This is a genomic window from Achromobacter sp. MUI-25009338, from assembly GCF_057359325.1.
The window spans coordinates 2,141,498-2,167,278 of record NZ_CM170627.1; the positions used below are offsets into that span (position 1 = coordinate 2,141,498).

Here is a 25,781-nt window from a genome sequence, read left to right on the forward strand (position 1 = left end):
GCCTCCAGGGGTGCGAAATTCATGGGCGCCGGGGCCTGCTCAGGCGGCCTCGGCGACGAGATGGCCCGGCGCGAATTCGGCCAGGCGGACGATGGCGGGCTCGTCGCCGACGCGGCGCAGCGGGCTGGGGATTTCGCCCTCGATCAACGCGGTGTCGCGGCGCCGGCCCGGCTCGGCGACCGGCACCGCGGCCAGCAGCCTGCGGGTGTAGGCATGCTGCGGCGACTCGAAGATCTGGCGGCGCGTGCCGAGTTCCACGATCTGGCCCAGGTACAGCACCGCCACCCGGTGGCTCACCTGTTCCACCACCGCCATGTCGTGCGTGATGAACAGATAGGACAGGCCGCGGTCTTGCTGCAGGTCCATCAGCAGGTTCAGGATCTGCGCCTGGATCGACACGTCCAGCGCCGACACCGATTCGTCGGCGATGATGAGCCGGGGATTGCTGGCCAGGGCGCGCGCGATGCACACCCGCTGGCGCTGGCCGCCCGAGAATTCGTGCGGATAGCGCCCGGCGTGGCGAGACTCCAGCCCGACCTGCTCCAGCAGCGCGGCCACGCGGCGGGCGATGGCGTCTTCGCCCGCGAGCAGCCGGTGCGTACGGATGGGTTCGGCGATGCTGAAGGCCACCGTCTTGCGCGGGTCGAGCGAGGCGTAGGGGTCCTGGAAGATGTACTGGATTTCCTGGCGCAGGCGCCGGCGTTCGGCGCCTGCCAGGGAGAAAATGTTCCGGCCGCCATAGCGCACGGCGCCCGAGGTCGGCGCCACCAGCTGTTGCAGCGTTTTGCCGATGGTGGACTTGCCGCTGCCCGATTCTCCGACTAGCGCCAGCGTCTCGCCGGGATAGAGGTCGAAACTGACCTGTTCCACGGCATGCACGCGCCGCGTGACCCGGCCGAAGACATTGCGGCTTGCGTCAAAGCGCGTGGTCAGCCGCTCCACTTGCAGCAGCGGCTCGCCATAGCGGGCGGTGTCCTGCTCGCGCGTCTGGCCATGCTGGCGCAGCACGCCGCCTTCGAAATGCGCATGGGCTTTGCGCAGCGGCAGGTCGCGGCCGCGCAGGCTACCCAGGCGCGGCACGGCCGCCAGCAGGGACCGCGTGTACGGGTGCCTGGGCGCGTGGAAGATTTCCCGCACCGCGCCTTGCTCGACCTTGCGCCCGCTCAGCATCACCACCACGTCGTCGGCCATTTCGGCCACCACGCCCATGTCGTGCGTGATGAAGATGACGGCCGTGTCCAGGTCGCGCTGCAACGCGCGGATCAGATTCAGGATCTGCGCCTGGATGGTGACGTCCAGCGCCGTGGTCGGTTCGTCGGCGATCAGCAGCCGCGGCTGGCACGACAGCGCCATCGCGATCATGGCGCGCTGGCGCATGCCGCCGGAAAGCTGGTGGGGATAGCGGTCCAGCATCTGCGCCGGATCGGGCAGGCGCACTTTTTCCAGCAGGCCGCGGGCGGCCTGGCGCGCCGCCGCGCGCGGCAGCCGCTGGTGCAGCACGATGGCCTCGGCGATCTGGTCGCCGATGGTGAAGACCGGATTCAAGGAGGTCATCGGCTCCTGGAAGATCATGGCGATGTCGTTGCCGCGGATGGCGCGCATGGTCTCGTCGCTGGCGGCGGCGAGGTCGAGTTCGTGGCCCGCGCCGTCGCGGAACAGGATGCGGCCGGCGGCGATGCGCCCGCCGGCGTAGCCTACGAGGCGCATGATGGCCAGCGAGGTGACCGACTTGCCCGAGCCCGACTCGCCCACGATGGCCAGCGTGCGGCCGCCATGCAGTTCGAAGTCCAGGTTCTCGACGGCATGCACGACGCCGTCCGCGGTATTGAAATCGACCGACAGGCCGCGCACCGACAGCAGCGCGGCGCAAGCTGCGGCATGGCTATCCAAGGCGCACCTCCTTCGCGCTTATCGGGCGCTGCATTTTGCCGAGATTATTCCGGGCTTCCGACAGCCGGCAAAAGTCGTAATCCGTCTTAAACGATTCCGGGCGCGGCCGGTGCGGCGATGGGGAAGGCTGCGAATATATTCGGGCCGGTTTAATAATCAGCCCGGTCCCATATTCCCTGCCCGTGCGCGTCGCTAACTTTTCTATCCTGGAAATGGCATGGAAAGGAAATCGGAATGCGCAAACTGCGCTATTTGCTGAAGAGGGCGGTGTTCAAGCTGTCTCCGCGCGCGGCCGAACGGCTGAACATCGATTTCAGGCTGCAGGCCGAAAACCGGCGCTTCCTGGAACAGGCGGTGTTCGGCTACATCAACACGATGGCCGTGGACGCCGGCGGTCCGCTGAAGACGCTGTTCGTGGGTCTGGACAAGCACAACTGGCATTACCGCCGGCTGCTGGACACCGAGTTCTACACGCTCGACATCGAGGCGCGCCAGGCGGTGTACGGCCGGCCGGGCCGGCATTGGACGGGCAGCGCCACGCGCATGGCGGGGCATTACGGCGGCAACGTGTTCGACGTGGTGGTGGCCAACGGGCTGCTGGGTTTCGGCATAGATGAAATCCGGGATTTCGAACAGCTGCTGGAAAACTGCGAGGCGGTGCTCAAGCCCGGCGGCCTGCTGGTGCTGGGCTACAACGACCTGACCGAACGCGTGCCGTACCTGGTGCTGCCCACGGCGCTGCGCCTGTTCGACGCGTTCCGCCCGCCCATCGCCGAAGTCAGCGGCGCGCTGCACCGCGTGGACGATCCGTTCCGTCACGTGTTCCTGTTCCTGACCAAGCGCTGGCCGCTGGTCCCGGCATAGGCCGCGGCTTCAGCCCTCCAGTTGGCGCAGGTCGGGCGGGCGGTTCTCGATGATGGCTTCCATGCTGAAGAAACCGGTCACGGTGGACAGTTCGAAGTCCGTGATCAGTTTCTGGTAGAAGCGGTCATAGCCGGCCATGCCGCGGCAGGCCACCTTGATCAGATAGTCCCAATCGCCGCCGATGCGGTAGAACTCGGTGACCTCGGGCAGGCGTTCAACGTGGCGGCGGAAACCGTCGGCCCAATCCTTGGCGTGATGGCTGGTGCGGATCATCACGAACACCGTCAGGTCCAGGCCGAGTTCGACCAGGTTCACCTCGGCCCGCGTGCCGCGAATGATGCCGCAGGCGTTCAGCCGCTGCAGCCTGCGCCAGCACGCGTTCTGCGACAGGCCGACCCGGTCGGCAAGCTCGCGCTGCGACAGCGAACCGTCTTTCAGCAGGCACGAAATTATGCCGATATCAAGTTTGTCTATTTTTTCCATTATTTAGATCAAATGACCCGTTTTAGGTGATTTTTGGCAAAAAATAGGTGATGTTTCACCGTTGCATCCATCGTATGATATTTCGAAACGTACCGGAATTCTCATCGCCATGAACGCCCCCGCCCAAGCCAGTTCCGCCGCGCAGCGGCCTTTGCAGCAGTTCGAAGCCAGTCTCCGCGCGGACGACGTGGTTGCGGCGCTGGCCGACGGGCTGATCGGCAAGGACGCGGTCGTCGACGGCCCTTACGGCGCCAAGCCCATGGTCTACGCGGATTACGTCGCCTCGGGCCGGGCGCTGATGCAGGTCGAGCGCTTCGTGCTGGAACAGGTGCTGCCGTATTACGCCAACTCGCACACCGAAGCCTCTTATTGCGGCGGCTACATCACCCGCCTGCGCCGCGAGGCGCGCGCGGCGGTCGCCCGCTGCTGCGGCGCGGGCGACGAACACGCGGTGATCTTCGCGGGCTCGGGCGCAACGGCCGGCATCAACCGGCTGGTGCATCTGTTCGGCGTGCCGGCGGCGCTGGCGGCCGGCCGCAAGGTCCGGGTCATCATCGGCCCCTACGAACACCATTCCAACATCCTGCCCTGGCGCGAGTGCGGCGCCGAGCTGGTCGAGCTGGCCGAGGACGCCGCGGGCGGCCCCGACCTGGTCCAGCTGGACGCGGCGCTGGCCGGCGCGGATGACGCGCTGGTGATCTGCGCGCTGTCTGCGGCCTCCAACGTGACGGGCATCGTCGCCGACGTGGAAGGCATCACGCGGCGCGTCAAGCGCGCCGGCGCGAGGATGCTGTGGGACTATGCCGGCGGCGCGCCTTATCTGCCGGTGCGCATGTCGCCCGCGGCCGACGCCTGCATCGACGCCATCGTGTTCTCGCCGCACAAATTCATCGGCGGCCCGGGCGCCTCGGGCGTGCTGGTCGTGCGCCGCGACGCGGTGCTCGACACCAAACCCACCTGGCCCGGCGGCGGCACCGTCAAGTTCGTATCGCCGGCCGGCCACGACTACAGCGGCAGCCTGGAATCGCGCGAAGAGGCCGGCACGCCCAACGTCGTCGGCGACATCCGCGCGGCGCTGGCGCTGCTGGTCAAGGAGGCGCTGGGCGCTGATTTCATGCGCGAGCGCAACGCCCACTACGTGCGGCGCGCGCTGGCCCGCTGGGGCGACGCGCCGCGGCTCGAACTGCTGGGCTCGCTCACCGCGCAGCGCCTGCCGATCTTTTCCTTCCGCGTGCGCAACGGCCGCGGCGGCTTCGTCCACCAGCAGCTCGTGACCCGCATGCTGAGCGACCGCTACGGCATCCAGGCCCGCGGCGGCTGCGCCTGCGCCGGCCCTTACGTGCACCGGCTGCTGCAGATCGGCGAGGACGAATCCGCCCAGATGCGCCAGGCCATCCTCGACGGCCGGGAAATCGAAAAGCCCGGCTTCGTCAGGCTGAACTTCAGCGTGCTGCTGTCCGACGAAAAGGCCGATTTCATCCTGGACTCGGTGCTGGCGCTGGCCGCCGACGCCACCGAGTTCGAGCACCGCTACGGCTTCGATCCCAGCCGAGCCATCTTCTACCCGCAAAGCGCCGAACAGCAGGCCGCGTGAGCGGCGCGAGCCGTTCAGGGCCGCGACTCAGGGCTTCATGTAGGGACCGCAGGTCCTGATCCACTTCGCCTTCAGGTCCGGCAGCTCGTCGGCGGCCTCGCCCATGTCGCGGGCCAGCTTCTGCGGAAACGCCACGCCGTCGCGCCGACAGGCCTCGAACTGGTCGGCCAGCGCGAAGCGGGCGTCCAGCAAATCCAGCCGGCCCTGGCACAGCTTGTGGTCGAGCTGCAGGTCGTTGGCCGCCTCGTGCGTGCGCTGCACGTCCTGGGCGCGCGCGATGCGGGCGCTCTCGGCTTCGACTTCGGCAACGCAATCCCCGGCCGCGTGCGCGCCGGCGCTGGCGGCGCAGATCAACAGGAAGGCGAAAAGTCGGCGGGGCAGTGCGGCCATGCGTGAAACCTTGGTGGGGGGAGGGAAACGGGTTGCATCATAACTGTTGCGCGCCGTCCATGTACTGGCTGGAAAACCAGTTTACGCACGTCCGAAACTCGCCTACCTTCGTCGTCATATCAGCGGCCCGTGATTGCCGACCCGCGCGCGGTCACCGGACGGCTGGTTATAGAAAGTTCTGTTTTATCAACACATTACGCTGGAGATGAAAGAGAATGACCGATACCCTCATCAGAGTCGACCTGGCTCAATCCCCCTACGAAAACGCGCAGATCCATAATCGCTGGCATCCGGATATTCCGATGGCGGTGTGGGTCAGGCCCGGGGATGATTTCATACTGGAAACCTATGACTGGACCGGCGGCGCGATCAAGAACGACGACAGCGCCGACGACGTCCGCGACGTGGACCTGACCACGGTGCATTTCCTGTCCGGCCCGGTCGGGGTGGAAGGCGCCGAGCCCGGGGACCTGCTGGTGGTGGACCTGCTGGACATCGGCGCCAAGCCCGAGAGCATGTGGGGGTTCAACGGTTTCTTCAGCCGCAACAACGGCGGCGGCTTTCTGACCGAGCATTTCCCGCACGCGCAGAAGTCCATCTGGGATTTCCACGGCATGTTCACGTCGTCGCGGCATATCCCCGGCGTGAGTTTCGCGGGCCTGATCCATCCCGGACTGATCGGCTGCCTGCCGGACAAGAAGCTGCTGGATACCTGGAACCGGCGCGAGCAGGCGCTGATCGACACCAATCCCAAGCGGGTGCCGCCGCTGGCCAATCCGCCCGCGCCCAAGACGGCGCACATGGGCGCGCTGCAAGGGGCGGACCGCGACCGCGCCGCGGCCGAGGGCGCGCGCACCGTGCCGCCGCGCGAGCACGGCGGCAACTGCGACATCAAGGACCTGTCGCGCGGGGCCCGCGTGTTCTTCCCGGTCTACGTCAAGGGCGGCGGGCTGTCGGTCGGCGACCTGCATTTCTCGCAGGGCGACGGCGAGATCACGTTCTGCGGCGCCATCGAGATGGCCGGCTGGGTGCATATGCGCGTGTCGCTGATCAAGGGCGGCATGGACAAGTACGCGATCAGGAACCCGATCTTCAAGCCCAGCCCGATCGCGCCGGCCTACAAGGACTTCCTGATTTTCGAGGGCATTTCGGTGGACGAGTCCGGCAAGCAGCATTACCTGGACGTGAACGTGGCCTACCGCCAGGCCTGCCTGAACGCCATCGAGTACCTGAAGAAGTTCGGTTATTCCGGCGCCCAGGCCTATTCGCTGCTGGGCTGCGCGCCGGTGCAGGGGCATATCAGCGGGGTGGTCGACATTCCCAACTCCTGCGCCACGCTTTGGCTGCCGACGGAAATCTTCGATTTCGACATCCAGCCCTCGGCCAGCGGGCCCGTCAAGCATATCCAGGGCGGCGTGGACATGCCGCTTTCGCGCGACCGCTAGGAGACCGACATGCCCATGTACGACTATGCCTGCGGCCGCTGTGGCGAATTCGCCGCGCTCGTGCCCCTGGCGCGGTGGCGGGAACCTGCCGCGTGCCCGCAATGCGGAACGCCTTCAGGCCGCATCGTGGGCGGGGCGTCTGCGATTTCCGCGCTGTCCTCGGCGGTGAACCGGGCGCGCGCGGCCAATGAGCGCAGCGCGCACGAACCGCGCAGCTCGCGGTCCGGCCACGGCATGAACTGCGGATGCTGCGGCGGCGGCAAGGCAGGCAAAACGCGCACCACGCCGGACGGGGCCAAGTCCTTCGCGGGCGCCAGGCCCTGGATGATCAGCCACTGAAGGGCACAGAGCGCGCCGGCGATTGCCGGCGCGCTTTTTTTTACGCGTCCGAAGCCGCTTCCAGCGGCGCCACGGCCGCGCCCTGGATGCCGTGGCGCGCCAGCGCCTCGGCCACGAATCCCGATTTCTTCATCGCTTCGACGAAGGCGCCCAGGTAGGCGCTGGCCCGCTCGCCGCGGCGCTTGGGCACGCCCATGGCCTGGCGGATCAGCATGAAATGGCCGTCGAGCAGGCGCAGCCCGCCCAGGCGCTGGGCGTCGGCCTGGAGCTGTTGCCTGACGCCGGCGGCGACTTCCATGTTCTCGCTCAGGAAGGTGTCGACCACGGCGGGCGAGGTCGGCGCGCGGAAGATCTCCGCCTGCTTGAGTTCGCGCGTCAGGTAGAGGTCATAGGCGCTGCCCTTGCCGACCACGACGCGCTGGCCCTTGCGGTCGACCTGGTCCATGGCGGCGATGGGGGAGTCCTGCCGCACCAGGTAGGCGCCCTCGATGACCACGTACGGGGCGGTGAAGGCGATCTGCTCGCCGCGCAGCGGGTCGATGGCGAAAAAGCCCACGTCCGCCTGGTCGGCCGCCACCGCGTTGACGGATTCGCCGGCGGACTTGAACACCACCAGCTCCAGCCCGACCTGCAGGCGCCGGGCCAGCTCGGTCGCCAGGTCCACCGAGACGCCGCCGGGCTCGCCGGTGGCCGGATCGGCGTGGGCCAGGATGGGGTTGCCCAGGTTGATGGAGGCGCGCAGCACGCCGGTCGGCGCGAAGGCGGAGAGCAGCTCGTGATCGGTCTTCATGATTTCCTTGGGCGAAGAGGAGGGCGCGCCGCGGGCGCGGGGTTGCGGCAAGCATAGCCGCAAGCGCGCATGCGGCGCGAGGGCTTATTGCGCGCGGCGCAGGACGTAGTGCGGGGCCAGCGGGCCGGTGGGGCGCGTACCGTCGCGGTACAGCATGGTCACCTGGTTTTCGCCCACGAAGTAGCGCTGGCTGTCGCCGGCGGCGTCGAGCCGGATGGTGCTGCCGTCGGACTCCCAGCTGAAACTGCCGGTCACGACCTCGGGCTGCGGCTGGCGGTCCAGGTACTGGGTCTGTCTTTCGTAGCGGTTGTCCTGGCTCAGGATCAGCCGGGTGCGGATGCCGGGGCAGTCGGCGCAAGGCAGCGTGCCTTCGTAACTGCCGGCCCAGTCCAGGGAGTTGCGGGCCGTATGGCCGTCTGGGGGCGCGCCGCGCCCGGACTGGGTCTGGGAAGGCGCGCAACCGGCCAACAGGGCAAGCGTCAGGGCGCAGGTCAGGGTGAGTTTCATCATGGCGAGCTCCTGTGTGGAAAAGGCGTTCACGATAAGGACAGTAACCTGCCGGTGCTGAAACCGGATGTAAGGACGCGTGGGCGCGCGCCCATGCGCTACGCTTGATGTCCTTGCCGCCGGCGCGCCCGGCGGCGGACCCGCGAATCAGCCGACAGGACGGCCCCTATGAATGGCGAACACCGCTACCGCGTCACCGTGGACTGGACCGGCAATACCGGCGCCGGCACGTCCAGCTACACCGCGTATTCCCGCGATCACCTGATCCGGGCCGAAGGCAAGCCCGACGTGCCGGGCTCGTCCGATCCGGCGTTCCGCGGCGATCCGGCGCGCTGGAATCCCGAGGACATGCTGGTGGCCTCGCTGTCGGCCTGTCACAAGCTCTGGTATCTGCATTTCTGCGCCGTCGAAGGCGTGACCGTGCTGGCCTACCGCGACGAGGCCGAGGGCGTGATGGTGGAGGACCGCGAGCGCGGCGGGGCGTTCGCCAGCGTCACGCTGCGTCCCGAGGTGACCATCCGCGCCGGCGACGACGCGGCGCTGGCCGCGGAACTGCACGATCGCGCACACCATTTCTGCTTCATCGCCAATTCGGTGAAGTTCCCGGTGCGTTGCGAGCCCCGCATCGTCCACGCGGCCTGAGTCCGCCGGTCTTACAATTTTTTCCGTCGGCGATGTCACGTCGCCCCGAGCTGCCTCGTCTTGTGGATGACGGCGCCGCATCCCGCGGCGCGAACCTGCCGGAGAGCTATCCATGGCCACCGCCCGACTCAATGCTTATACCGCCGCACCCCAGGCCATGAAGGCCATGGTCGCCCTGAACGATTTCGTCGAGGGCTGCGGCCTGGAACACAGCCTGCTGGAGCTGGTGAAGATGCGCGCCTCCCAGATCAACGGCTGCGCCTATTGCCTGCACATGCACGCCAGCGACGCGCGCAGGCAGGGCGAAACCGAAATGCGCCTGTACCTGCTGGACGCCTGGCGCGAATCGTCGCTCTACAGCGAACGCGAACGCGCCGCGCTGGCCTGGACCGAAGCCTTGACCAGGCTGTCCGAAACCCATGCGCCGGATGCCGACTACGAAGCCATGGCCCGGCATTTCAGCGCGGAAGAACAGGTGAACCTGACTGTGGCCATCAATATGATCAACAGCTGGAACCGCATCGCCGTCGGATTCCGCTCGCAGCATCCCAAGGGCTGAGGTCCGGGCGCCATGGACACTTCCGCCGCGGCCGATGCCGTCGCCGACTTCGAGCCCCATCGCCGCTATCTGCAGGGCCTGGCCTACCGGATGCTGGGCTCGTGGGCGGAGGCCGAGGACATGGTGCAGGACGCCTGGCTGCGCTGGCGCGACGTCGACCGCAGCCAGGTCGCGACGCCGCGCGCCTTTCTGTCGCGCACCGTCACGCGGCTGTGCCTGGACCACCTGAAGTCGGCGCGCGCGCGGCGCGAGGAATACGTGGGCCCCTGGCTGCCGGAACCCTTGCCCGATGCCGCCAGCTACCAGGCGCCGGGGGCGGGCGAGATCGCGCACGACCTGTCCGTGGCGCTGATGCTGGCGCTGGAACGCCTGTCCGCGCCGGAGCGCGCCGCGTTCCTGCTGCATGACGTGTTCGACATGCCGTTTTCCGAGATCGCGCTCACGCTGGACCGCAATGAGGCCGCGTGCCGGCAGCTGGCCGCGCGTGCGCGCAGCCGCGTGCGCGAGGCGCGGCCGCGGTACGCAGTGACCGAACAGGACGGCGAGCGCATCGCCGCCGCGTTCTGGCAGGCCTGCCGCGCCGGCGACGTGGACGCGCTGCGCGGGCTGCTGGCGCAGGACGCGGTGCTGCACGCCGACGGCGGCGGCAAGAAGCTGGCCGTGTTCAAGCCCATCCTGGGCAGCGACCGGATCGCGCGTTTCTTCGCCGGCCTGTCGTCCAAGCGCGGCGGCCAATTCCTGGACGCGGTGGTGACCCGGTTGAACGGCATGCCGGGCGTGCTGGCGACCGAAATCGACGGCCTGCCGCGCTCCACCACGCTGGAGGTGCGCGACGGCAGGATCACGGCCATCTACATCGTGCGCAACCCTGATAAGCTGCGCCATGTCGCGGCCCTGGCGCCGCCGCCGAGCGCTCCCAGGGATGATGCCGAACCTCGTTGACGATCCGCAGGAGCTGGCTTCGACGAAACCATGATGTTTATTTTCGACACCGCATCCGCACGCTGACTGCCCATGGACCCCGAACTCCTCTCCCTGCTGGTCACCCGGACCATGCCTTTCGGCAAGTACCAGGGCCGGCTGATCGCCGACCTGCCGGGGCCGTACCTGGCGTGGTTCGCGCGCAAGGGCTTTCCGCCCGGCGAGCTGGGCCGGTTGCTGGCCTTGATGCATGAACTGGACCACAACGGCCTGTCGTCGCTGCTGGCGCCGCTGCGCCAGTCTGCGGGCAAGCCGGCGGGCAGGTCCTGAGCCGTCCGGCGCGAAACGACAAGAAACAACTCCGGCGTCCGGTGTAGCGTCCCGGCGCGCCGCGCGAGGATACGATAGTGCGGCGCGGCGGATCGCAATGCCCGTGCGCCGCGCGCCAGTTCATCGTAGAGAGGTAGCCATGAAAAAACTCCGAATTTCCGCGTTCCTGCTCGCCGCCCTGTGCGCGGCCGGCGTGGCGCAGGCGCAGAACGCCGCGCCGGTCACGCAGGAGTACCAGTACCCCAGCGTGCGCTCCAAGGACGGCAGCCTCTCGCCGCCTTCGACGCTGCGGGTGACGGTCACGCCCGGAGCCGGCTCGACGCCGGCGGCGGTCAGCGATACGCCGGCAAGCCGCGCCGAGTACGAGCGCTGCCGCGAGGTGTCGGACCGCGCCGCGGTGTCGAACTCGCAGATGCAGGCCGGCGTGGCGCAATGCCTGAAAGAGCTGGAGCAGCGCCGCCAGCAGCAGTAGCGCAAGGCCCGCCGGGCCGCCGAGGGCGGTCCGGCTTTCCGATATGGGTTGATGGTAATAATATTCAATCTCATCAACTGAGACGGCCCCGGCGCGGGGCCTTTACCGTGACCCTTATCCATCCCGAACCCGATTGGACCGTTACGGCCGCCATGCCGGCGATGTCGCTGGCCGGCGGCACGCTGCGTTTCGGCCGCGAGGCGCGCGTGCATGAACGCCTGGAGCCGGGGCTGAAGCTGGTGCTGGTGCTCGACGGCGAGCTGCGCTATAGCGTGCGCGGCGCGCCGGCCACGCGCGTGAGCGGGCCGCTGCTGCACCTGAGCCTGTGCCAGGACGAGATGGGGATGGAGCACGAATTCGGCGCGCACAAGGCGCTGCGTTTCGTGTCCTTGCGCACGGGCCTTTCGCAGTTGCAGGAAGCGTTTTCGATGGAGCCCGCCGAACTGGCGGCGCGGCTGCGCGCGCCCGGCGGCCAGCCTTATGCCGACGCCAACCTGCGCGTGGCGCCGGCGGTCCAGGCGCTGGGCAACCAGATGCTGGCCTGCCCGGTGCAGGGGGCCCTTAAGCGCATGTACCTGTCGGGCAAGGCGCTGGAGCTGGCGGCGCTGGCGTTCGGCGCGTTGCACGAGACGCCGGGCCACGGCCTGGCGCGCGGCGACGTCGAGCGCCTGCATCATGCGCGCGACCTGGCGGCGGCGAACCTGCAGGACCCGCCTTCGCTGCCGGAACTGGCGCGCCAGGCCGGCATCAACGTCAACAAGCTCACCACGGGTTTTCGCAAGCTGTTCGGCATGAGCGTCTACGCCTATGTGCGCGAATGCCGCATGCAGCAGGCGCATGCGCTGCTGGCGGCCGGCGCGCTCTCGGTGTCGGAGGCCGCCTATGCCTGCGGCTATACCGACTCGCATTTCACCAAGGCCTTCCTGCGCCGCTACGGCGTGCTGCCCAGCAGCGTGGCGGCGCGCGGCTGAAACTTCCGCAATCGCCAGCAAGACTTCCGCGATCGCCAGCGGGCGCTCGCCGTTCTCCCTAGAATTCGTTGCGAATGGTTCTCAATAGCAACTCAAAAGGAACGGCAGTGCGCAAGGCATCGAAGGCGGGGGCGGGCGGCAGGACGGCGCGGGTGTGGCAGTGGCCATTGTGGCTGGCGGTGGCGGCCGGGCCGGCGCAGGCGCAGGATGCGCAGGCGCTGCCGGCGGTGACGGTCAGCGGCGAAGGCGTCGCGCCGGACGCGGCGAGGCTGGGCAAGCTGCCGCTGGCGCTGCGCGAGATCCCGCAATCGGTCACGGTGATCGGGCTGGAGCGCATGCAGGAGCAGAACCTGCAAAGCCTGGACGAGGTCATGCAGCACGCCACCGGCATCACGGTGCAGCCTTATCAGCTGCTGACCACGGCGTATTACTCGCGCGGCTTCAAGGTCGATTCTTTCGAGCAGGACGGCGTGCCGGTGCTGATGGGCAATATGGCGGCCGCGCCGCAGGACATGGCGGTGTACGAGCGCGTCGAGATCCTGCGCGGAGCCAACGGCCTGCTGCATGGGGCCGGCAATCCGGCGGCCACCGTGAACCTGGTGCGCAAGCGGCCGCAGCGGGCGTTCGAATTCAGCGGCACGGCCAGCGCGGGCAGCTGGGACCGCTACCGCGCCGAAGCCGACCTGGGCGGCCCCTTGAACGACAGCGGCAGCGTGCGCGGGCGCATCGTGGGCGCGTACGAGGACCGCGGCTATTTCTACGACGTCGCCGATCAGCAGTCTGCGCTGTTCTACGGCATAGGCGAGGTGGACCTGGGGCCGCGCACGGTGCTGTCGGCGGGCCTGCAGCACCAGCGCATCCGGTCCACCACCAATATGGCGGGCGTGCCGCGCTACAAGGACGGCGGCGATATCGGGCTGCCGCGTTCGACCTATCTGGATGCGGCATGGGACCGCTTCAACTGGAATACGACCCGGGTGTTCGCCGACCTGGAGCATGGTTTCGGCCAGGGCTGGACGGCCAAGATCAGCGCCAACTACCTGACGGCCGACAGCAATCTGAAGTACGCCGGCGCCTATGGCGCGATCGACCGCGAAACCGGCCTGGGTTCACGGCTGATGGGCGGCGCCTACAAATTCGACAACACGCAGGCCAGCATCGACGCCTACGTGAGCGGGCCGGTGCAGTGGTTCGGGCGGCGCCACGAACTGCTGCTGGGCGGCAATGCGCAGCGCACCACGTCCGAGCAGTACACGGGCATGCTGATCCCGGCGCTGGACGTGCCGGTCGACGTGTTCGACTGGGACCCGCGCGGCGTGCCCGAACCCGGCGTGGGGCCGTACGCCTCGCCCGGCGAAACGCGCCTGAAGCAGCAGGGCATTTATGCGATGGGCCGGTTTTCGCTGGCCGATCCGCTGACCCTGGTGCTGGGCGGGCGCATGAGCTGGTGGAACCAGAGCGCGCCGTCCGCGCGCCAGCGGATCGATCCCGAGTTCACGCCCTATGGCGGGCTGATCGTCGACCTGGACTCGCAATGGTCGCTCTACGGCAGCTATGCGCAGGTGTTCCAGCCGCAAAGCCAGCTGACGCGCGACGGCAAGCCGCTGGACCCGGTCACCGGCACCAACTACGAAGCCGGCGTGAAGGGCGCGCTGGCCGACGGCGCCCTGAACGTGTCGCTGGCCGTGTTCCAGATCCGGCAGAAGAACCGCGCGCAGCAGGACCCCGACTGGCCCTGCGTGGGCAACAACTGCTATTACATCTCGGGCGGGGAGGTCCGCAGCCGCGGCTTCGAGGCCGAGGCCAGCGGCCAGGTCGCGCCGCACTGGACGGTGGCCGCGGGCTACACCTTCAACACCAGCAAGTACGTCTCCGACTCCGTCTCCAACGGACAGCCGTACGCCAGCTTCACGCCCAAGCACATTTTCCGGCTGTGGACCAACTATGCGCTGCCGGTCATGGAACGCCGGCTGAGCGTGGGCGGCGGCGTGCAGATGCAGTCGGGCTTTTCGACGGTGTCCGGCCCGGTCACGCTGCGCCAGGGCGGCTACACGCTGGTAGACCTGCGCATGGCGTACCGGCTGGACAAGCACCTGACCGCCGCGCTGAACGTCAACAACCTGTTCGACCGCCGCTACTACCAGAGCCTGTCGGGCACGGCCTGGAACAACCGCTATGGCGAACCGCGCAACGTCATGCTGACGCTGCGCGCCCAGTATTGATTCCCATCCCGCCCGCTTTGCAGAGAGACATCACGATGAAGACAGAAACCGATTTCGCACCGCCGGTCTTCGACTGGCTCGATCACTTCATGGCGCTGGGCGGCGACGGCGCGCTGCGCGAGATCGGCGCGCGCCGCCGGCTGGCGGACGGCGAAGACTGGCTGGTCGGCGTCAAGGCCGTGGCCGACGACGCCGACGTGCACGGCGACGTGTGGGAACGCCATCCCGGCGGCGATGAAATGCTGTGCGTGCTGGAAGGCCGCGTGGTGTTGACGCTGGCCGCGGAAGACGGCGCCGAAACCGACGTGCTGCTCGACACCCGGCGCTGCACGGTGGTGCCGCGCGGCGTATGGCACCGGCTGCACATCGCCTGTCCGGGAAAAATCCTGTTCGTCACGCCCGGCCGGGGCAGCGAACACCGCCGCGCGGCGGACCTGGCGCAAGGAAAGATCTGAAGATGAGACGCGAGAACAACGCACGCCTGTTCGTGATGGTGGCCGCCCTGTATTTTTCGCAGGGCATTCCGCTGGGCGTGGCGATGGAGGCCTTGCCCACGCTGCTGCGCCGCGACGGCGCGGACCTGGGCGCGCTGGCGTGGCTGCCGCTGGTGGGCCTGCCGTGGGTGCTGAAATTCCTGTGGGCGCCGGCGGTGGACAACCGCTGGAGCGTCGCGCTGGGGCGGCGGCGCAGCTGGATCGTGCCGATGCAGGCGGTGGTGCTGGCCTGCCTGGCGGGCGTGGCGCTGCTGGGCGTGTCGTCGGCCAGCGCCGCGTGGGTGGTGGGGCTGATGGCGGCGGCCTCGCTGGCCAGCGCCACGCAGGACATCGCCACCGACGGCCTGACGGCGGAACGCTTCGAGGGCCAGGCCCTGGCGCGCGCCAACGCCGCGCAGGTGGGCGGCACGATGATGGGCTTTTTCTTCGGCGGGCCGGGTTGCCTGATCCTGGCCGGCCACATCGGCCAGGCCGGCGCGCTGGCCGTGCTGGCGGGCGCGGCGGCGTTCAGCCTGATCCTGGCCGCGACCTGGCGCGAGGGCGAGGCGGATTGCGCGCCGCTGCGGCCGCGGGCCGCGCTTGCCGGTTTCGTGCGCCGGCCGGGGGCCTGGGCGCTGGCTGCTGCGGCGTTCCTGTCGGCGATGACGGCCGCGGCCGGCTACGGCCTGTCCAAGCTGTTCCTGGTGGACGCGGGCTGGCGCGTGGAGGAGATCGGCCGCCTCGGCATGGCGGGCGGCGTGGTGACCGTGCTGCTGGGCTGCGGCGGGGGCGCCTGGCTGATCGGCCGTCTGGGCGGGCGCGCGGCGCTGGGGCTGGGCCTGGCCGCCTGCGGCGCGGCGGCGGTGGGCTGGCTGGCGCAGGCCCAGGGCTGGGCCGCGCCGCATCCGGGCCTGGCCTATGCCTCGCAGGCGCTGGGCTCGTTCGGCGCGGGAGCCGCGTCGGTCGCGCTGATGACGCTGGCCATGCGCTTCGCGCGCGCCGGCGCGCAGGCCGGCACCGACATGACGGCGGTGCAGAGCGCGCGCGACCTGGGCGAGATCCTGACTTCGTCGCTGATGACCGGACTGGCCGCGTATGCGGGTTATGGCGCGGGTTTCGCCGCCGGCCTGGCGCTGGCGGCCGCGACCCTGGTCTTCACCGCCAGGGCGCTGGCGCGCCCGGCGGGCTAGTGTGCAGCGGGTACACTAGCCCGCCGTTTTGCTTTCGGTCCCGAGTTTCCATGATTTCCACCGCATGCGGCGTCGACTTCGGCACGTCCAATTCCACCGTCGGCTGGAGCCGCGCCGGCCAGCCCGCACTCCTCGCGCTCGAGGATGGCAAGACCACCTTGCCTTCGGCCATTTTCTTCCACGACGAGGACGCCGAGGTCAGCTATGGCCGCGCAGCCATCTCCGATTACCTGGCGGGCTACGACGGACGCCTGATGCGCTCCATGAAAAGCCTGCTGGGCAGTTCGCTCATGGAGGGCTCCACCGAGGTCCAGGGCCGCTCGATTCCGTTTCGCGTGCTGTTGACGCGCTTCATCGTCGAGTTGAAGCGCCGCGCCGAAGCGGCGGCCGGGCGCGATTTCACCCGTGCGGTGCTGGGCCGGCCGGTGTACTTCGTGGACGACAACCGCGCCGCCGACCAGACGGCGGAGGACACGCTGGGCGAGATCGCGCGCAGCGTGGGCTTTACCGAGATCGAGTTCCAGTTCGAGCCGCTGGCCGCGGCCTTCGACTATGAATCGCAGATCGCGCGCGAAGAGCTGGTGCTGGTGATCGACATCGGCGGCGGCACCTCGGATTTTTCGTTGATCCGGCTGGGGCCGGGCCGCGCGGCCAAGGCCGACCGGCGCGAGGACATCCTGGCCTATGGCGGCGTGCACATCGGCGGCGTCGATTTCGACAAGCAGCTCAGCCTGGCGCACGTGATGCCGCTGCTGGGGCTGGGCAGCCAGCTGCGCAGCGGCAAGGACGTGCCGTCCACGCAATACGGCAACCTGGCGTGCTGGCACACCATCAACCAGGCCTACACGCGCAAGGCCGCCGAGCACTTCGCGTTCATCCGCGCCGAGGCCGGCGACCGCGCAAAAATCGACCTGCTGCTGGAGCTGGTGAAGCAGCGCGCCGGCCACTGGGTGGCGGTGCAGGTGGAAGAGGCCAAGATCGCGCTGTCCGAATCCGAGGCCGCGCGCATCGACCTGTCGCGCATCGCGCCGCAACTGGGCGTGGAGGTCACGCGGCCCTCGTTCGACGCCTGCGTGGAGCGGCTGATCGGCAAGGTCCAGACCACCGTGGACGCGCTGCTGCGCGATGCCGGCGTGGCGACGGCGGACGTGGACACGGTGTTCTTCACCGGCGGCTCCAGCCGCGTGCCGCGCCTGCGCGAGGCGGTGTCGGCGCTGGCGCCGCAGGCGCGCAGCGTGGAGGGCGACCTGTTCGGCAGTATCGGCGCCGGCCTGGCGCTGGACGCGCGGCGCAAATTCGGCTGAGCGGAGCGGGGCGTCGGGGCGGCGATGGTAAGCTGCATTCCTCCGATACCGCCCACGCTCAGCCGGCCCAGGAACCCGTCATGACCAAACCCGATTCCCATCTCGTCGAAAGCCTGGTCGCAAGCGAAGCGCCCTACGAGGGCAGCTTCCTGAAGATCCGCCGCGACACCGTCAGCCTGCCCAACGGCAACACCGGCATACGCGAGTACGTGGTGCACCCGGGCGCCGTGGTGGTGATTCCGCTGCTCGACGACGGCCGCGTGCTGCTGGAGCGCCAGTACCGCTATCCCATCGGGCGCGTCATGACCGAGTTTCCGGCCGGCAAGCTCGACCCGGGCGAAGACCCGCTGGTCTGCGGCAAGCGCGAGCTGCTGGAAGAAACCGGTTACACGGCCAGCCAGTGGGCGCATGCCGGCGCCCTGCACCTGGCCATCGCGTATTCCACGGAAATCATCCACATTTTCTTCGCGCGCGGCCTGCGCGCCGGCGACCGCCAACTGGACCAGGACGAGTTCCTGGACGTGGTCAGCGCCCGCCCCGAGGAACTGGTGCAAGCCTGCCGCAAGGGCGAGGTCACGGACGCCAAGACCCTGACCTGCGTGCTGTGGATGCAGAACGTGCTGTCCGGCGCCTGGCAGCTGGACTGGCAGGACAACACCGGCTGAGCCCGGGCCGCCATGCCTGCTTCGTTTCCGGTTCTGGTGCAGCCCGCGGGGCTGCGTTTCGATGCGCCCGCCGGCACGCCGCTGCTGCTGGCGGCGCAGGCGGCGGGCGTCAAGCTGCCCAGTTCGTGCCGCAACGGCACCTGCCGCGCGTGCATGTGCCTGATGCTGGAAGGCGAGGTGGCGTACGGCATCGAATGGCCGGGCCTGTCGCGCGACGAAAAGGAAGAGGGCTGGATACTGCCCTGCGTGGCGCAGGCCGTGTCGGCGCTGGAAATCCAGTCGCCGCAGGCCGCGCCCATCGAGGATGCGCCGCCGCCACCGCCGCGCCCGCTGACCGGGGCGCGCCGCTAAGGCGCGCCCACCGCCAGCAGGGCGGCGGCCATGCCGCCCGCCATGCCTACGGCCATCGCCGCGAACGGCGCCGCGCCCAGCGGCAAGGCCAGGGCCATGCCCAGCTGCGCGCCGGCCACCATGCCCACGACCATCGGCAGCATGCAGGCCAGCCGCGCCGCGAACGCCGGCGCGCCCGGCCAGGGCGCCAGCGCCGCGGCCGCCATGGCCAGCGTGCTGGCCGGCATCAGCGCGGCGTGGCGCCACGCCATTTCCGCCAGGTTGCCGGGGACCGCGCAGGCGCTGGCCAGCGCGGCGGCCGGCGTGCGCAGCGTGTCCAGCCACAGGCCGGCGGCCATGGCCGCCGTGCAGGCCAGCCATGCCAGGGCCGGCGCGCCGCCTTCAGCCGCAGGCGTGGCAGGCCTGCGCGGCGTCGTCGTAGCGGTCATGGTGGCGCACCCAGTCGCCCAGGTTGAAGTGCGGCCCGTTTTCGTTGCGTCCCAGCGGCGCCAGCTCCAGGTAGTTGTAGGCGCCCGCCAGCCGTTCCACGCCGCGGTCGAAGGCCGAGTAGGTGTGGAAGATCTCGCCGTCCGGGTCGAGGAAGAAGGCGCTGGCGCCGGGACGGTCCTCGATCGCACCGTCGGGGGGGCGCAGCGAGGCGCCCAGGTCGAGATTGAAGTCGTCGCCCTGCGACGAATACCAGTCGAAACGCCAGCCCATGCGCCGCTTGAACGCGGCCAGGCTGGCGTAGGGCGCGCGCGACACGGCGGCCACCGTGACGTCGTGCTGGCGCAGGTGCATCAGCGCGCCTTCCATGTGATCGGCCAGGAACGAACAGCCCACGCAGCCTTCCTCCCATTCGGGGGCGTACATGAAGTGGTAGACGATGAGCTGGCTTCTGCCCTGGAACAGCCCGGCCAGGTCCAGCACGCCGTCCGGACCCTCGAAGCGGTACGGCTTGCTTACGCGGACCCAGGGCAGGGCCAGGCGCTCGCGCGCCAGCGCGTCCTGCGCCCGGGTCAGTTCTTTCTCGCGGCGCAGCAGCGCTTCGCGCGCGGCGTTCCATTGCGCCTGGGATACGACAGGATGATCGGTTTGCATCTGTGGCTCCTCTGGGGTGGGGCGGACGGCGCTCAGGCCGCGTCCGCCAGGTGGCCCGCCAGCCGGTCCATGGCGCCGGACCAGCCATGCTCGTGGCTGTCGCGGGTGGCCGGGTCGACGAACGGGGTCTGCAGGAAGGCGAGTTCGGTGCCGCCGCCTGCGGGCGTGAATTCCAGCGTGATGAGCGAGACCTCGGCCGGCGTGTCGCGCCAGGCCCAGGTGAAGACCAGCCGGCGCTGCGGCTCCACGACACGGTAGCTGCCGCTGGCGTGGTGCTCCAGCCCGTCTTCGGTGGCGAACCCGACCAGGTAGGCGCCGCCTACCCGGACGTCGGTTTCGGCCACCAGCACCCGCCGGGTCTCGGCGGGGCCGAACCAGCGCATCAGCGCTTGCGGGTCCGTCCAGGCGCGCCAGACGCGCTCGACCGGGGCGTCGAAGCGCCGCCGGAGCCGGAGTTCGATGGGGGTGTCGGCTTGCGGGGTGTCTCGGTTTTGCATGGGTGGATTTCCTCCTCGTGATAGAGGTAGCGCGCCAGCGAATCGAGCTGTCCGCTCCAGAACTTCTCGTAGCGGGCCAGCCAGTCGCTTGCCGTGCGCATCGGCTCGGGCGACAGGGTGCAGTTCACCACGCGGCCGTCCTTGGCGCGCGCGATCAGGCCGGCGTCTTCCAGCACCCGCAGATGCTTCAGGAAAGCGGGCAGGGACATGGCGTGCGGCCGCGCCAGGTCGCTGACCGAGGCCGCGCCCTGCTGCAGATCGGCCAGCACGCGGCGCCGGGTGGAATCGGCCAAGGCGGCGAAGATGCCGTCCAGCGTGTCTTCGTCAAAGTTAACCATGAGGTTAAGTGTCTAGCCGCCGCCGTCCGGCTGTCAAGCGGAAATTCGCGCCGGCGGCCTCGCGCTAGGGATCACCCCAATGGCATGGCCTTCCAGACGCATTACCATTTGCCCAAATATGTACTTTGATGAAAATGTACATATTCAAGCTGCCGCCCGTGCTGCGGGCGGTCCAGGTTCTCTACCCAGGGCAGGAGGTGCAGGCATGGCAAAGCAGATATTCGTGGCGTTCGGCGTCGACGTGGACGCGGTGAGCGGCTGGCTGGGCTCGTACGGCGGCGAGGATTCCCCGGACGACATTTCGCGCGGCATGTTCGCGGGCGAGGTCGGCTCGCCGCGGCTGCTCAAGCTGTTCAAGAAATACGGGCTGACCACGACCTGGTTCATCCCCGGCCATTCGGCCGAAACCTTCCCCGACCAGATGAAGGCGGTGGTCGACGCCGGGCACGAGGTCGGCATACACGGCTACAGCCACGAGAATCCCATCGCCATGACGCCGGAGCAGGAAGAGGCGGTGCTGGACAAAAGCATCGAGGTCATCACCCGATTGGCGGGCAGGGCGCCCACCGGCTACGTCGCGCCGTGGTGGGAATTCAGCCCCATCACCAACGAGCTGCTGGTCAAGAAGGGCATCAAGTACGACCACAGCCTGATGCACAACGACTTCCATCCCTACTACGTGCGCGTGGGCGACACCTGGACCAAGATCGACTATTCCCGCCATCCCGACACCTGGATGAAGCCGCTGCAGCGGGGCCGCGAGACGTCGCTGGTCGAGATCCCGGCCAACTGGTACCTGGACGACCTGCCGCCGATGATGTTCATCAAAAAGGCGCCCAACAGCCACGGCTTCGTCAACCCGCGCGACATCGAGCAGATGTGGCGCGACCAGTTCGACTGGGTCTACCGCGAGCACGACTACGCGGTGTTTCCGATCACGCTGCATCCCGACGTGTCCGGCCGGCCCCAGGTGCTGCTGATGCTGGAACGGCTGATCGAACACTTCCAGAAGCACGACGGCGTGCGCTTCGCGACCTGCGACCAGATCGCCGACGACTTCCTGCGCCGCCAGCCGCGCAGCTGACCGATTCTTCCCGGGCCGTCCCGGCCCTTACTTTCCGCAGGCCGACCCCATGGATACCCTCGATTCCGCGCGCAGCGCCTCGGCGCTATGGACGCCGCCCGCCGTCACCAAGCAGCAAGTCAACTACGCCACCTGGGTGTGCTTTTTCGCCTGGGTTTTCGCTGTCTATGATTTCATCCTGTTCGGCACGCTGCTGCCGCAGCTGGGCGAGTATTTCCAATGGAGCGCCGAGCGCCTGGCCAGTCTCAACACCTGGGTCACCGTGGGCACGGCGCTGGTGGCGTTCGGCCTGGGACCGGTCACCGACCGTCTCGGCCGGCGCAAGGGCATTATCATCGCGGTGGCCGGCGCCGCCATCTGCTCGGGCCTGACGGCGCTGGCGGGCTGGATCATCGGCCTGTCGGCGGGGCTGGGCTTTCTGCTGCTGATCCTGGTGCGTTCGCTGGCGGGGCTGGGCTATGCCGAGCAGAGCATCAACGCCACCTACCTGACCGAGCTGTTCGCGGTGGCGCACGCCGATCCCGCGGCCCGCAAGCGGCGCGGCTTCATCTATTCGCTGGTGCAGGGCGGCTGGCCGATAGGCGCGGTGCTGACGGCGGCGCTGGTGGCCGTGCTGTATCCGCTGGGCGAGCGCTGGTTCGGACAGGGCGGCGGCTGGGGCCTGTCCTTCGTGTTCGCGACTTTTCCCGCGGTCGTCATCGTGATCCTGGGCCGCAGGCTGGTCGAGACCCCGCAGTTCCTCACGGCCCGGCGCATCGCCGAACTGCGCGCCCGGGGCGAGGGGGAACAGGCGCAAGCCCTGGCCGCGGCCCACGGCCTGGACGCCGGCGGCGGGCACCAGCAGGGCGTGGCGGCGATCTTCAAAGGCGCGTCGCTGCGCCCGACGCTGACCCTGTCGCTGGGCTTTTTCCTGAACTGGTTCGCCATCGTGCTGTTCGCGGTGCTGGGCACGTCGGTGCTGGGCGGCTCGGGCGGCACGCCCGGCAAGGGCGTGGACTTCTCCAACGCGCTGCAAGTGCTGATCGTGTCCAACCTGGCGGGCTTCCTGGGCTATCTGTTCCACGGCTGGCTGGGCGACCGCATCGGGCGGCGCAACGCCGTGGCCATCGGCTGGATTCTGGGCGGGCTGGCGTTCTACGCCATGCTGCAGGCGCCGCAGGGCGATTTCTGGAGCATCGTGCCGCTGTACTCGCTGGGCCTGTTCTTTCTTATCGGCCCCTACGCGGCGGTGCTGTTCCTGATCGGCGAGAGCTTCCCCAACCAGATCCGGGCGACGGCCGGCTCCTTCGTCAACGCGCTCGGGCAGGTGGGGGCCATCGTGGCCGGCTTCGGCAGCACGTACACGCTGTCCAGCGGCGCGGACTGGATCGAGGCGGCGCTGTACTGGGGCGCCATCCCGTGCTTCCTGTCCGGCATCGTCATGGTGCTGGTCCCGCACGTGGACCCCAGCACCGTCAAATAGGAGGTTGCCATGTCCGGATACGACAAAGCGGCGCTGGTCACCGGCGCGGCCAGCGGCATCGGCCAGGCCCTGGCGTTGGCCTACGCGCAGGCCGGCGTGGCGGTGGCCGGCGGCTACCTGCCCGGCGACGTTCACGATCCCTCGGCGACGGCGGCCCTGGTGGAGGCGGCCGGCGGCCAGTGCCTGATGCTGCCGGTGGACGTGACCCAGGCCGGCCAGGTCGAGGCGTTCGCCGCGCGCGCGGCCGGGCATTACGGGCGGCTGGATTACGCGGTGGCCAACGCCGGCCTGCTCAGGCAGGCCGCGCTCGCCGACATGAGCGACGCGCAATGGACCGAGATGATGGACGTGGACCTGGGCGGGGTGATGCGCGTGTTCCGGGCGGCGGCCCGGCACATGCGCGACGGCGGGGCGATGGTGGCGGTCTCGTCCATCGCCGGCGGCGTGTATGGCTGGCAGCAGCACGTCCATTACGCGGCGGCCAAGGCCGGCGTGCCCGGCCTGTGCCGCGCCGTGGCCATGGAGCTGGCGCCGCGCGGCATCCGCTGCAATGCGGTCATTCCGGGCCTGGTCGAGACGCCGCAGTCGCTGGACCCGGTCAATTCCCTGGGGCCGGAAGGCCTGGCGCGTGCGGCCGCCGGCATACCGCTGGGGCGCGTGGGCAGCGCCCGCGAGATCGCGCTGCTGATCCGCTTCCTGACCAGCGACGACGCTTCCTACATCACCGGGCAGTCCGTGATCGCCGACGGCGGGCTGACGGTGCGCTGGCCGGGTCTGCAAACCTGAAAGAGGCACTCATGATGCATACGAACGTTCTGGAGAACCGGCGCGCCGTGGTGACGGGCGCGGGCAGCGGCATCGGCGCGGCCATCGCGCTGGCCTATGCGCGGGCGGGCGCCGCGCTGCTGCTGGCCGACCTGGACGGCGCGCGGGCCGAGGCGGTCGCGGCGCGCTGCCGCGAGGCCGGCGCGCGCGCCGTGGTGCAGGCCGCCGACGTCAGCGACGAGCTGGCCGCCGCGCGCGCCATCGATGCCTGCGTGCACGCCTACGGCGGCATCGACGTGCTGGTGAACAACGCCGGCATCCTGACGCAGTCGCTGTGCGCCGACATGCCGGCGGCGATGTGGGACGAGATGATGCGCGTGGACCTGCGCAGCGTATTCCTGTGCTCGCGCCGGGCGCTGCCGCACATGACGGCGCAGCGTTGGGGGCGCATCGTCAACGTCGCTTCGCAGCTGGGCATCAAGGGCGGCGCGGAGCTGAGCCACTACGCGGCGGCCAAGGCGGGCGTCATCGGCTTCACCAAGTCGCTGGCGCTGGAAGCGGCGCCGGCCAACGTGCTGGTCAACGCCATCGCGCCCGGCCCGATCGAGACGCCGCTGGTCGACGGCATCAGCGAGAGCTGGAAAAAGCAGAAGGCCGCCGGCCTGCCGCTGGGTCGCTTCGGCCGCCCCGAGGAGGTCGCGCCCAGCGCGGTGCTGCTGGCGTCCGACCCCGGCGGCAATCTCTACGTCGGCCAGGTGCTGGGGCCGAACTCCGGCGACGTCATGCCCTGAAAGGAGGCGACCATGTGCGGCATCTGCGGTTTGCTGCAAGGCACGGCCCACTGGAGCCGCGCCGACGTCCCGCCCGAGCAGTCGCGGCGCGAACGCCTGCTCCAGGCGGCCCAGGCCAACCGGCTGCTGGCGCTGTTCCGCCTGGAGCTGCGCGACCTGCACGGGCAGTCCTATCTGCTGTCCGGCCCGACCGGCGCGAGCGTGCTGCTGCCCGACCTGGGCGGGCTGTGGGCGGCCGCCGAACTGCTGCTGGGCCGCCGCCTCGATCCGCTGGACATGCCCTGGCCGCAAGCCGTCCGGGAGGCCGAGCATGGCGCGGGCTGACGCGGGCACGCTGCCGGCGGGCGTGCTGACCGGCTTTCTGGGCGCGGGCAAGACCACGCTGCTGCAGCGCTGGCTGCGCGGCGGCGAACGCGGCGAGACCGCGGTGCTGATCAACGAATTCGGCGCCGTGGGCCTGGACCACCTGCTGGTCGGCGCCGTCGATTCCGACACCTTGCTGCTGGAGAACGGCTGTATCTGCTGTTCCATCCGCGGCGAGCTCGACAGCGCGCTGGTCCGGCTGCACCAGCGCCGCCTGCGCGGCGAACTGCCGCCGTTCAAGCGCGTGGTGATCGAAACCACCGGCCTGGCCGCGCCCGGGCCGGTGCTGGCCACGCTGCTGGCCAGCCGCCGTTTCCATCCCGCGTTCGTCGCCACCGTGGTCGATGCAATCAGCGCGGCGGACCAGCGCCGGCGCTACGCCGAATGGACGGCGCAGGTGGCGGCGGCCGACACGTTGTGGCTGAGCAAGACCGACCTGGCCGGCGCGGACGAGGTGGCCGCGCTGCACGCGCAGCTGGCGCAGCTCAACCCGATGGCGCGGCGCATCGATCTGGGCGCGCCCGCGGACGATGCGCCCGACGGCTGGCTGGCCGCCGGCGCCGACGGCCCGGCGGCGGACCCCGCGCAATGGCTGCGCCGGGTCGGCGCGGCAGGCCGAGGCCCGCGCGGCGGCGAGGCGGCGGCCGACGGCGCCAGCGCCTTCTGCCTGAGCTTCGACGGGCCCTTGCGCTGGGCCGTGCTGACCCTGTGGCTGACGCTCCTGATGCATCGCCACGCCGACCGCATCCTGCGCCTGAAGGGTTTGCTGGAGGTGGTTCCCGAAGGCGGCGGAGCGGCGCGCGCCGTGGTCCTGCACGGCATGGGCCACCTGATGCACCCGCCGCGGCACCTGGACGCGTGGCCGGGCGCCGACCGCCGTTCGCGGCTGGTGTTCATCACCCGCGGCCTGGACGAGGGCGCCGTGACAAAGTCCTGGCGCGAGTTCGAGCATTTCTACACAATGGCCGGGCAGGATAGCCATTCATGTTCTCGATAGGT

The 25,781-nt window shown here is 69.4% G+C and carries 31 protein-coding genes; 22 read left to right on the forward strand and 9 right to left on the reverse strand.

Annotated elements, in window-relative coordinates; genetic code table 11:
• Positions 1–39: 39 nt before the first annotated feature.
• On the reverse strand, positions 40–1,890 hold the full coding sequence (locus AC1IQ6_RS10200) for an ABC transporter ATP-binding protein (RefSeq protein ID WP_485866264.1): 1,851 nt from the start codon (positions 1,888–1,890) through the stop codon (positions 40–42).
• Between the two features lie 234 nt (positions 1,891–2,124).
• Between AC1IQ6_RS10200 and AC1IQ6_RS10205 the strand changes: the two genes are divergently transcribed.
• Positions 2,125–2,754: a class I SAM-dependent methyltransferase gene (locus tag AC1IQ6_RS10205; protein ID WP_111824730.1), complete on the forward strand. Its 630-nt coding sequence runs from the start codon at positions 2,125–2,127 to the stop codon at positions 2,752–2,754.
• A gap of 9 nt (positions 2,755–2,763) precedes the next feature.
• Here AC1IQ6_RS10205 and AC1IQ6_RS10210 read toward each other — a convergent pair whose 3' ends face one another.
• Positions 2,764–3,237, reverse strand: coding sequence for an Lrp/AsnC family transcriptional regulator (locus AC1IQ6_RS10210; protein WP_102772268.1), 474 nt, complete (start codon positions 3,235–3,237; stop codon positions 2,764–2,766).
• A 109-nt stretch (positions 3,238–3,346) separates the two neighbouring features.
• On the opposite strand from AC1IQ6_RS10210, the gene AC1IQ6_RS10215 reads away from it, so the two are divergent.
• Positions 3,347–4,831: an aminotransferase class V-fold PLP-dependent enzyme gene (locus AC1IQ6_RS10215; protein ID WP_485866265.1), complete on the forward strand. Its 1,485-nt coding sequence runs from the start codon at positions 3,347–3,349 to the stop codon at positions 4,829–4,831.
• Between the two features lie 27 nt (positions 4,832–4,858).
• Here AC1IQ6_RS10215 and AC1IQ6_RS10220 read toward each other — a convergent pair whose 3' ends face one another.
• Entirely contained in the window at positions 4,859–5,221 is a 363-nt protein-coding gene (locus AC1IQ6_RS10220) for a hypothetical protein (protein WP_102772266.1), read from the reverse strand.
• Between the two features lie 215 nt (positions 5,222–5,436).
• On the opposite strand from AC1IQ6_RS10220, the gene fmdA reads away from it, so the two are divergent.
• On the forward strand, positions 5,437–6,666 hold the full coding sequence (gene fmdA / locus AC1IQ6_RS10225) for a formamidase (RefSeq protein WP_102772265.1): 1,230 nt from the start codon (positions 5,437–5,439) through the stop codon (positions 6,664–6,666).
• 9 nt (positions 6,667–6,675) lie between these two features.
• Complete coding sequence (locus AC1IQ6_RS10230) at positions 6,676–7,005, forward strand: zinc ribbon domain-containing protein (RefSeq protein WP_485866266.1); 330 nt, start codon at positions 6,676–6,678, stop codon at positions 7,003–7,005.
• A gap of 40 nt (positions 7,006–7,045) precedes the next feature.
• Here the strand turns inward: AC1IQ6_RS10230 and AC1IQ6_RS10235 are convergent, their stop codons facing one another.
• Both AC1IQ6_RS10235 and AC1IQ6_RS10240 read right to left on the reverse strand, forming a co-directional pair.
• Positions 7,046–7,795, reverse strand: coding sequence for an ABC transporter substrate-binding protein (locus tag AC1IQ6_RS10235; RefSeq protein ID WP_111824733.1), 750 nt, complete (start codon positions 7,793–7,795; stop codon positions 7,046–7,048).
• A gap of 84 nt (positions 7,796–7,879) precedes the next feature.
• A complete protein-coding gene (locus AC1IQ6_RS10240) occupies positions 7,880–8,305 on the reverse strand; it encodes a copper resistance protein NlpE (protein ID WP_209165266.1) in 426 nt (141 codons plus the stop codon).
• Between the two features lie 165 nt (positions 8,306–8,470).
• On the opposite strand from AC1IQ6_RS10240, the gene AC1IQ6_RS10245 reads away from it, so the two are divergent.
• The 12 genes from AC1IQ6_RS10245 (at position 8,471) to AC1IQ6_RS10300 (ending at position 18,402) form a co-directional block, all read left to right on the forward strand.
• A complete protein-coding gene (locus AC1IQ6_RS10245; RefSeq protein ID WP_111824735.1) occupies positions 8,471–8,944 on the forward strand; it encodes an OsmC family protein in 474 nt (157 codons plus the stop codon).
• Positions 8,945–9,056: 112 nt separating this feature from the next.
• Positions 9,057–9,503: a carboxymuconolactone decarboxylase family protein gene (locus AC1IQ6_RS10250; protein WP_102772260.1), complete on the forward strand. Its 447-nt coding sequence runs from the start codon at positions 9,057–9,059 to the stop codon at positions 9,501–9,503.
• Between the two features lie 12 nt (positions 9,504–9,515).
• The gene (locus tag AC1IQ6_RS10255; protein WP_485866267.1) at positions 9,516–10,445 is read left to right on the forward strand and encodes a sigma-70 family RNA polymerase sigma factor; all 930 of its coding nucleotides are present in this window, start codon (positions 9,516–9,518) and stop codon (positions 10,443–10,445) included.
• 72 nt (positions 10,446–10,517) lie between these two features.
• Positions 10,518–10,754, forward strand: a complete 237-nt coding sequence (locus AC1IQ6_RS10260; RefSeq protein ID WP_102772258.1) for a DUF3820 family protein — start codon at positions 10,518–10,520, stop codon at positions 10,752–10,754.
• A 139-nt stretch (positions 10,755–10,893) separates the two neighbouring features.
• A complete protein-coding gene (locus AC1IQ6_RS10265; protein WP_102772257.1) occupies positions 10,894–11,226 on the forward strand; it encodes a hypothetical protein in 333 nt (110 codons plus the stop codon).
• A 107-nt stretch (positions 11,227–11,333) separates the two neighbouring features.
• Complete coding sequence (locus AC1IQ6_RS10270) at positions 11,334–12,197, forward strand: helix-turn-helix transcriptional regulator (protein ID WP_258231366.1); 864 nt, start codon at positions 11,334–11,336, stop codon at positions 12,195–12,197.
• 74 nt (positions 12,198–12,271) lie between these two features.
• Positions 12,272–14,419 carry a TonB-dependent siderophore receptor gene (locus AC1IQ6_RS10275; RefSeq protein ID WP_485866268.1) on the forward strand — a complete coding sequence of 716 codons (2,148 nt, stop codon included), beginning with the start codon at positions 12,272–12,274 and terminating at the stop codon, positions 14,417–14,419.
• Positions 14,420–14,454: 35 nt separating this feature from the next.
• On the forward strand, positions 14,455–14,874 hold the full coding sequence (locus tag AC1IQ6_RS10280) for a cupin domain-containing protein (protein ID WP_485866269.1): 420 nt from the start codon (positions 14,455–14,457) through the stop codon (positions 14,872–14,874).
• Between the two features lie 2 nt (positions 14,875–14,876).
• Complete coding sequence (locus tag AC1IQ6_RS10285) at positions 14,877–16,082, forward strand: RhtX/FptX family siderophore transporter (RefSeq protein ID WP_485866270.1); 1,206 nt, start codon at positions 14,877–14,879, stop codon at positions 16,080–16,082.
• A 50-nt stretch (positions 16,083–16,132) separates the two neighbouring features.
• Positions 16,133–17,386 (forward strand): Hsp70 family protein, encoded by a 1,254-nt coding sequence (locus tag AC1IQ6_RS10290; protein ID WP_485866271.1) that lies wholly within the window; start codon positions 16,133–16,135, stop codon positions 17,384–17,386.
• An 80-nt stretch (positions 17,387–17,466) separates the two neighbouring features.
• Positions 17,467–18,051 (forward strand): NUDIX domain-containing protein, encoded by a 585-nt coding sequence (locus tag AC1IQ6_RS10295; protein WP_485866272.1) that lies wholly within the window; start codon positions 17,467–17,469, stop codon positions 18,049–18,051.
• Between the two features lie 12 nt (positions 18,052–18,063).
• Positions 18,064–18,402 (forward strand): 2Fe-2S iron-sulfur cluster-binding protein, encoded by a 339-nt coding sequence (locus tag AC1IQ6_RS10300; protein WP_485866273.1) that lies wholly within the window; start codon positions 18,064–18,066, stop codon positions 18,400–18,402.
• Here AC1IQ6_RS10300 and AC1IQ6_RS10305 read toward each other — a convergent pair.
• Genes AC1IQ6_RS10305 through AC1IQ6_RS10320 form a run of 4 tightly spaced genes read right to left on the reverse strand, consistent with a single transcriptional unit; the run spans position 18,399 to position 20,317 of the window.
• Positions 18,399–18,830 (reverse strand): hypothetical protein, encoded by a 432-nt coding sequence (locus AC1IQ6_RS10305; protein WP_258231365.1) that lies wholly within the window; start codon positions 18,828–18,830, stop codon positions 18,399–18,401. The genes AC1IQ6_RS10300 and AC1IQ6_RS10305 overlap by 4 nt on opposite strands.
• Positions 18,784–19,482, reverse strand: coding sequence for a DUF899 domain-containing protein (locus tag AC1IQ6_RS10310; protein ID WP_102772249.1), 699 nt, complete (start codon positions 19,480–19,482; stop codon positions 18,784–18,786). Before AC1IQ6_RS10310 ends, AC1IQ6_RS10305 begins: the two co-directional genes overlap by 47 nt.
• Positions 19,483–19,514: 32 nt before the next feature.
• Positions 19,515–19,979, reverse strand: a complete 465-nt coding sequence (locus AC1IQ6_RS10315) for an SRPBCC family protein (RefSeq protein WP_146196879.1) — start codon at positions 19,977–19,979, stop codon at positions 19,515–19,517.
• Positions 19,865–20,317, reverse strand: coding sequence for an ArsR/SmtB family transcription factor (locus AC1IQ6_RS10320; protein WP_485866274.1), 453 nt, complete (start codon positions 20,315–20,317; stop codon positions 19,865–19,867). The genes AC1IQ6_RS10315 and AC1IQ6_RS10320 overlap by 115 nt, the downstream gene beginning before the upstream one ends.
• 205 nt (positions 20,318–20,522) lie before the next feature.
• On the opposite strand from AC1IQ6_RS10320, the gene AC1IQ6_RS10325 reads away from it, so the two are divergent.
• Genes AC1IQ6_RS10325 through AC1IQ6_RS10350 form a run of 6 tightly spaced genes read left to right on the forward strand, consistent with a single transcriptional unit; the run spans position 20,523 to position 25,779 of the window.
• Complete coding sequence (locus AC1IQ6_RS10325; protein ID WP_209165276.1) at positions 20,523–21,401, forward strand: polysaccharide deacetylase family protein; 879 nt, start codon at positions 20,523–20,525, stop codon at positions 21,399–21,401.
• A 49-nt stretch (positions 21,402–21,450) separates the two neighbouring features.
• Entirely contained in the window at positions 21,451–22,863 is a 1,413-nt protein-coding gene (locus AC1IQ6_RS10330) for an MFS transporter (RefSeq protein WP_102772246.1), read from the forward strand.
• Positions 22,864–22,872: 9 nt separating this feature from the next.
• The gene (locus AC1IQ6_RS10335; protein WP_111824747.1) at positions 22,873–23,649 is read left to right on the forward strand and encodes an SDR family NAD(P)-dependent oxidoreductase; all 777 of its coding nucleotides are present in this window, start codon (positions 22,873–22,875) and stop codon (positions 23,647–23,649) included.
• Positions 23,650–23,660: 11 nt separating this feature from the next.
• Positions 23,661–24,419 (forward strand): SDR family NAD(P)-dependent oxidoreductase, encoded by a 759-nt coding sequence (locus tag AC1IQ6_RS10340; RefSeq protein WP_485866275.1) that lies wholly within the window; start codon positions 23,661–23,663, stop codon positions 24,417–24,419.
• A 12-nt stretch (positions 24,420–24,431) separates the two neighbouring features.
• Complete coding sequence (locus AC1IQ6_RS10345) at positions 24,432–24,743, forward strand: hypothetical protein (protein ID WP_485866276.1); 312 nt, start codon at positions 24,432–24,434, stop codon at positions 24,741–24,743.
• On the forward strand, positions 24,730–25,779 hold the full coding sequence (locus AC1IQ6_RS10350; protein ID WP_485866277.1) for a CobW family GTP-binding protein: 1,050 nt from the start codon (positions 24,730–24,732) through the stop codon (positions 25,777–25,779). The genes AC1IQ6_RS10345 and AC1IQ6_RS10350 overlap by 14 nt, the downstream gene beginning before the upstream one ends.
• Positions 25,780–25,781 lie beyond the last annotated feature (2 nt).

Excerpts from the sequence above, each read along its gene's own strand:
- AC1IQ6_RS10250 (WP_102772260.1), top strand. The coding sequence starts at position 9,057 with ATGGCCACCGCCCGACTCAATGCTTATACCGCCGCACCCCAGGCCATG.
- fmdA (WP_102772265.1), top strand. The coding sequence starts at position 5,437 with ATGACCGATACCCTCATCAGAGTCGACCTGGCTCAATCCCCCTACGAA.
- AC1IQ6_RS10230 (WP_485866266.1), top strand. The coding sequence starts at position 6,676 with ATGCCCATGTACGACTATGCCTGCGGCCGCTGTGGCGAATTCGCCGCG.
- AC1IQ6_RS10335 (WP_111824747.1), top strand. The coding sequence starts at position 22,873 with ATGTCCGGATACGACAAAGCGGCGCTGGTCACCGGCGCGGCCAGCGGC.
- AC1IQ6_RS10205 (WP_111824730.1), top strand. The coding sequence starts at position 2,125 with ATGCGCAAACTGCGCTATTTGCTGAAGAGGGCGGTGTTCAAGCTGTCT.
- AC1IQ6_RS10280 (WP_485866269.1), top strand. The coding sequence starts at position 14,455 with ATGAAGACAGAAACCGATTTCGCACCGCCGGTCTTCGACTGGCTCGAT.
- AC1IQ6_RS10305 (WP_258231365.1), bottom strand. The coding sequence starts at position 18,830 with ATGACCGCTACGACGACGCCGCGCAGGCCTGCCACGCCTGCGGCTGAA.
- AC1IQ6_RS10220 (WP_102772266.1), bottom strand. The coding sequence starts at position 5,221 with ATGGCCGCACTGCCCCGCCGACTTTTCGCCTTCCTGTTGATCTGCGCC.
- AC1IQ6_RS10330 (WP_102772246.1), top strand. The coding sequence starts at position 21,451 with ATGGATACCCTCGATTCCGCGCGCAGCGCCTCGGCGCTATGGACGCCG.
- AC1IQ6_RS10310 (WP_102772249.1), bottom strand. The coding sequence starts at position 19,482 with ATGCAAACCGATCATCCTGTCGTATCCCAGGCGCAATGGAACGCCGCG.
- AC1IQ6_RS10260 (WP_102772258.1), top strand. The coding sequence starts at position 10,518 with ATGGACCCCGAACTCCTCTCCCTGCTGGTCACCCGGACCATGCCTTTC.
- AC1IQ6_RS10275 (WP_485866268.1), top strand. The coding sequence starts at position 12,272 with ATGGTTCTCAATAGCAACTCAAAAGGAACGGCAGTGCGCAAGGCATCG.
- AC1IQ6_RS10340 (WP_485866275.1), top strand. The coding sequence starts at position 23,661 with ATGATGCATACGAACGTTCTGGAGAACCGGCGCGCCGTGGTGACGGGC.
- AC1IQ6_RS10265 (WP_102772257.1), top strand. The coding sequence starts at position 10,894 with ATGAAAAAACTCCGAATTTCCGCGTTCCTGCTCGCCGCCCTGTGCGCG.
- AC1IQ6_RS10320 (WP_485866274.1), bottom strand. The coding sequence starts at position 20,317 with ATGGTTAACTTTGACGAAGACACGCTGGACGGCATCTTCGCCGCCTTG.
- AC1IQ6_RS10345 (WP_485866276.1), top strand. The coding sequence starts at position 24,432 with ATGTGCGGCATCTGCGGTTTGCTGCAAGGCACGGCCCACTGGAGCCGC.
- AC1IQ6_RS10300 (WP_485866273.1), top strand. The coding sequence starts at position 18,064 with ATGCCTGCTTCGTTTCCGGTTCTGGTGCAGCCCGCGGGGCTGCGTTTC.
- AC1IQ6_RS10255 (WP_485866267.1), top strand. The coding sequence starts at position 9,516 with ATGGACACTTCCGCCGCGGCCGATGCCGTCGCCGACTTCGAGCCCCAT.
- AC1IQ6_RS10215 (WP_485866265.1), top strand. The coding sequence starts at position 3,347 with ATGAACGCCCCCGCCCAAGCCAGTTCCGCCGCGCAGCGGCCTTTGCAG.
- AC1IQ6_RS10245 (WP_111824735.1), top strand. The coding sequence starts at position 8,471 with ATGAATGGCGAACACCGCTACCGCGTCACCGTGGACTGGACCGGCAAT.
- AC1IQ6_RS10325 (WP_209165276.1), top strand. The coding sequence starts at position 20,523 with ATGGCAAAGCAGATATTCGTGGCGTTCGGCGTCGACGTGGACGCGGTG.
- AC1IQ6_RS10295 (WP_485866272.1), top strand. The coding sequence starts at position 17,467 with ATGACCAAACCCGATTCCCATCTCGTCGAAAGCCTGGTCGCAAGCGAA.
- AC1IQ6_RS10240 (WP_209165266.1), bottom strand. The coding sequence starts at position 8,305 with ATGATGAAACTCACCCTGACCTGCGCCCTGACGCTTGCCCTGTTGGCC.
- AC1IQ6_RS10290 (WP_485866271.1), top strand. The coding sequence starts at position 16,133 with ATGATTTCCACCGCATGCGGCGTCGACTTCGGCACGTCCAATTCCACC.
- AC1IQ6_RS10350 (WP_485866277.1), top strand. The coding sequence starts at position 24,730 with ATGGCGCGGGCTGACGCGGGCACGCTGCCGGCGGGCGTGCTGACCGGC.
- AC1IQ6_RS10285 (WP_485866270.1), top strand. The coding sequence starts at position 14,877 with ATGAGACGCGAGAACAACGCACGCCTGTTCGTGATGGTGGCCGCCCTG.
- AC1IQ6_RS10235 (WP_111824733.1), bottom strand. The coding sequence starts at position 7,795 with ATGAAGACCGATCACGAGCTGCTCTCCGCCTTCGCGCCGACCGGCGTG.
- AC1IQ6_RS10315 (WP_146196879.1), bottom strand. The coding sequence starts at position 19,979 with ATGCAAAACCGAGACACCCCGCAAGCCGACACCCCCATCGAACTCCGG.
- AC1IQ6_RS10210 (WP_102772268.1), bottom strand. The coding sequence starts at position 3,237 with ATGGAAAAAATAGACAAACTTGATATCGGCATAATTTCGTGCCTGCTG.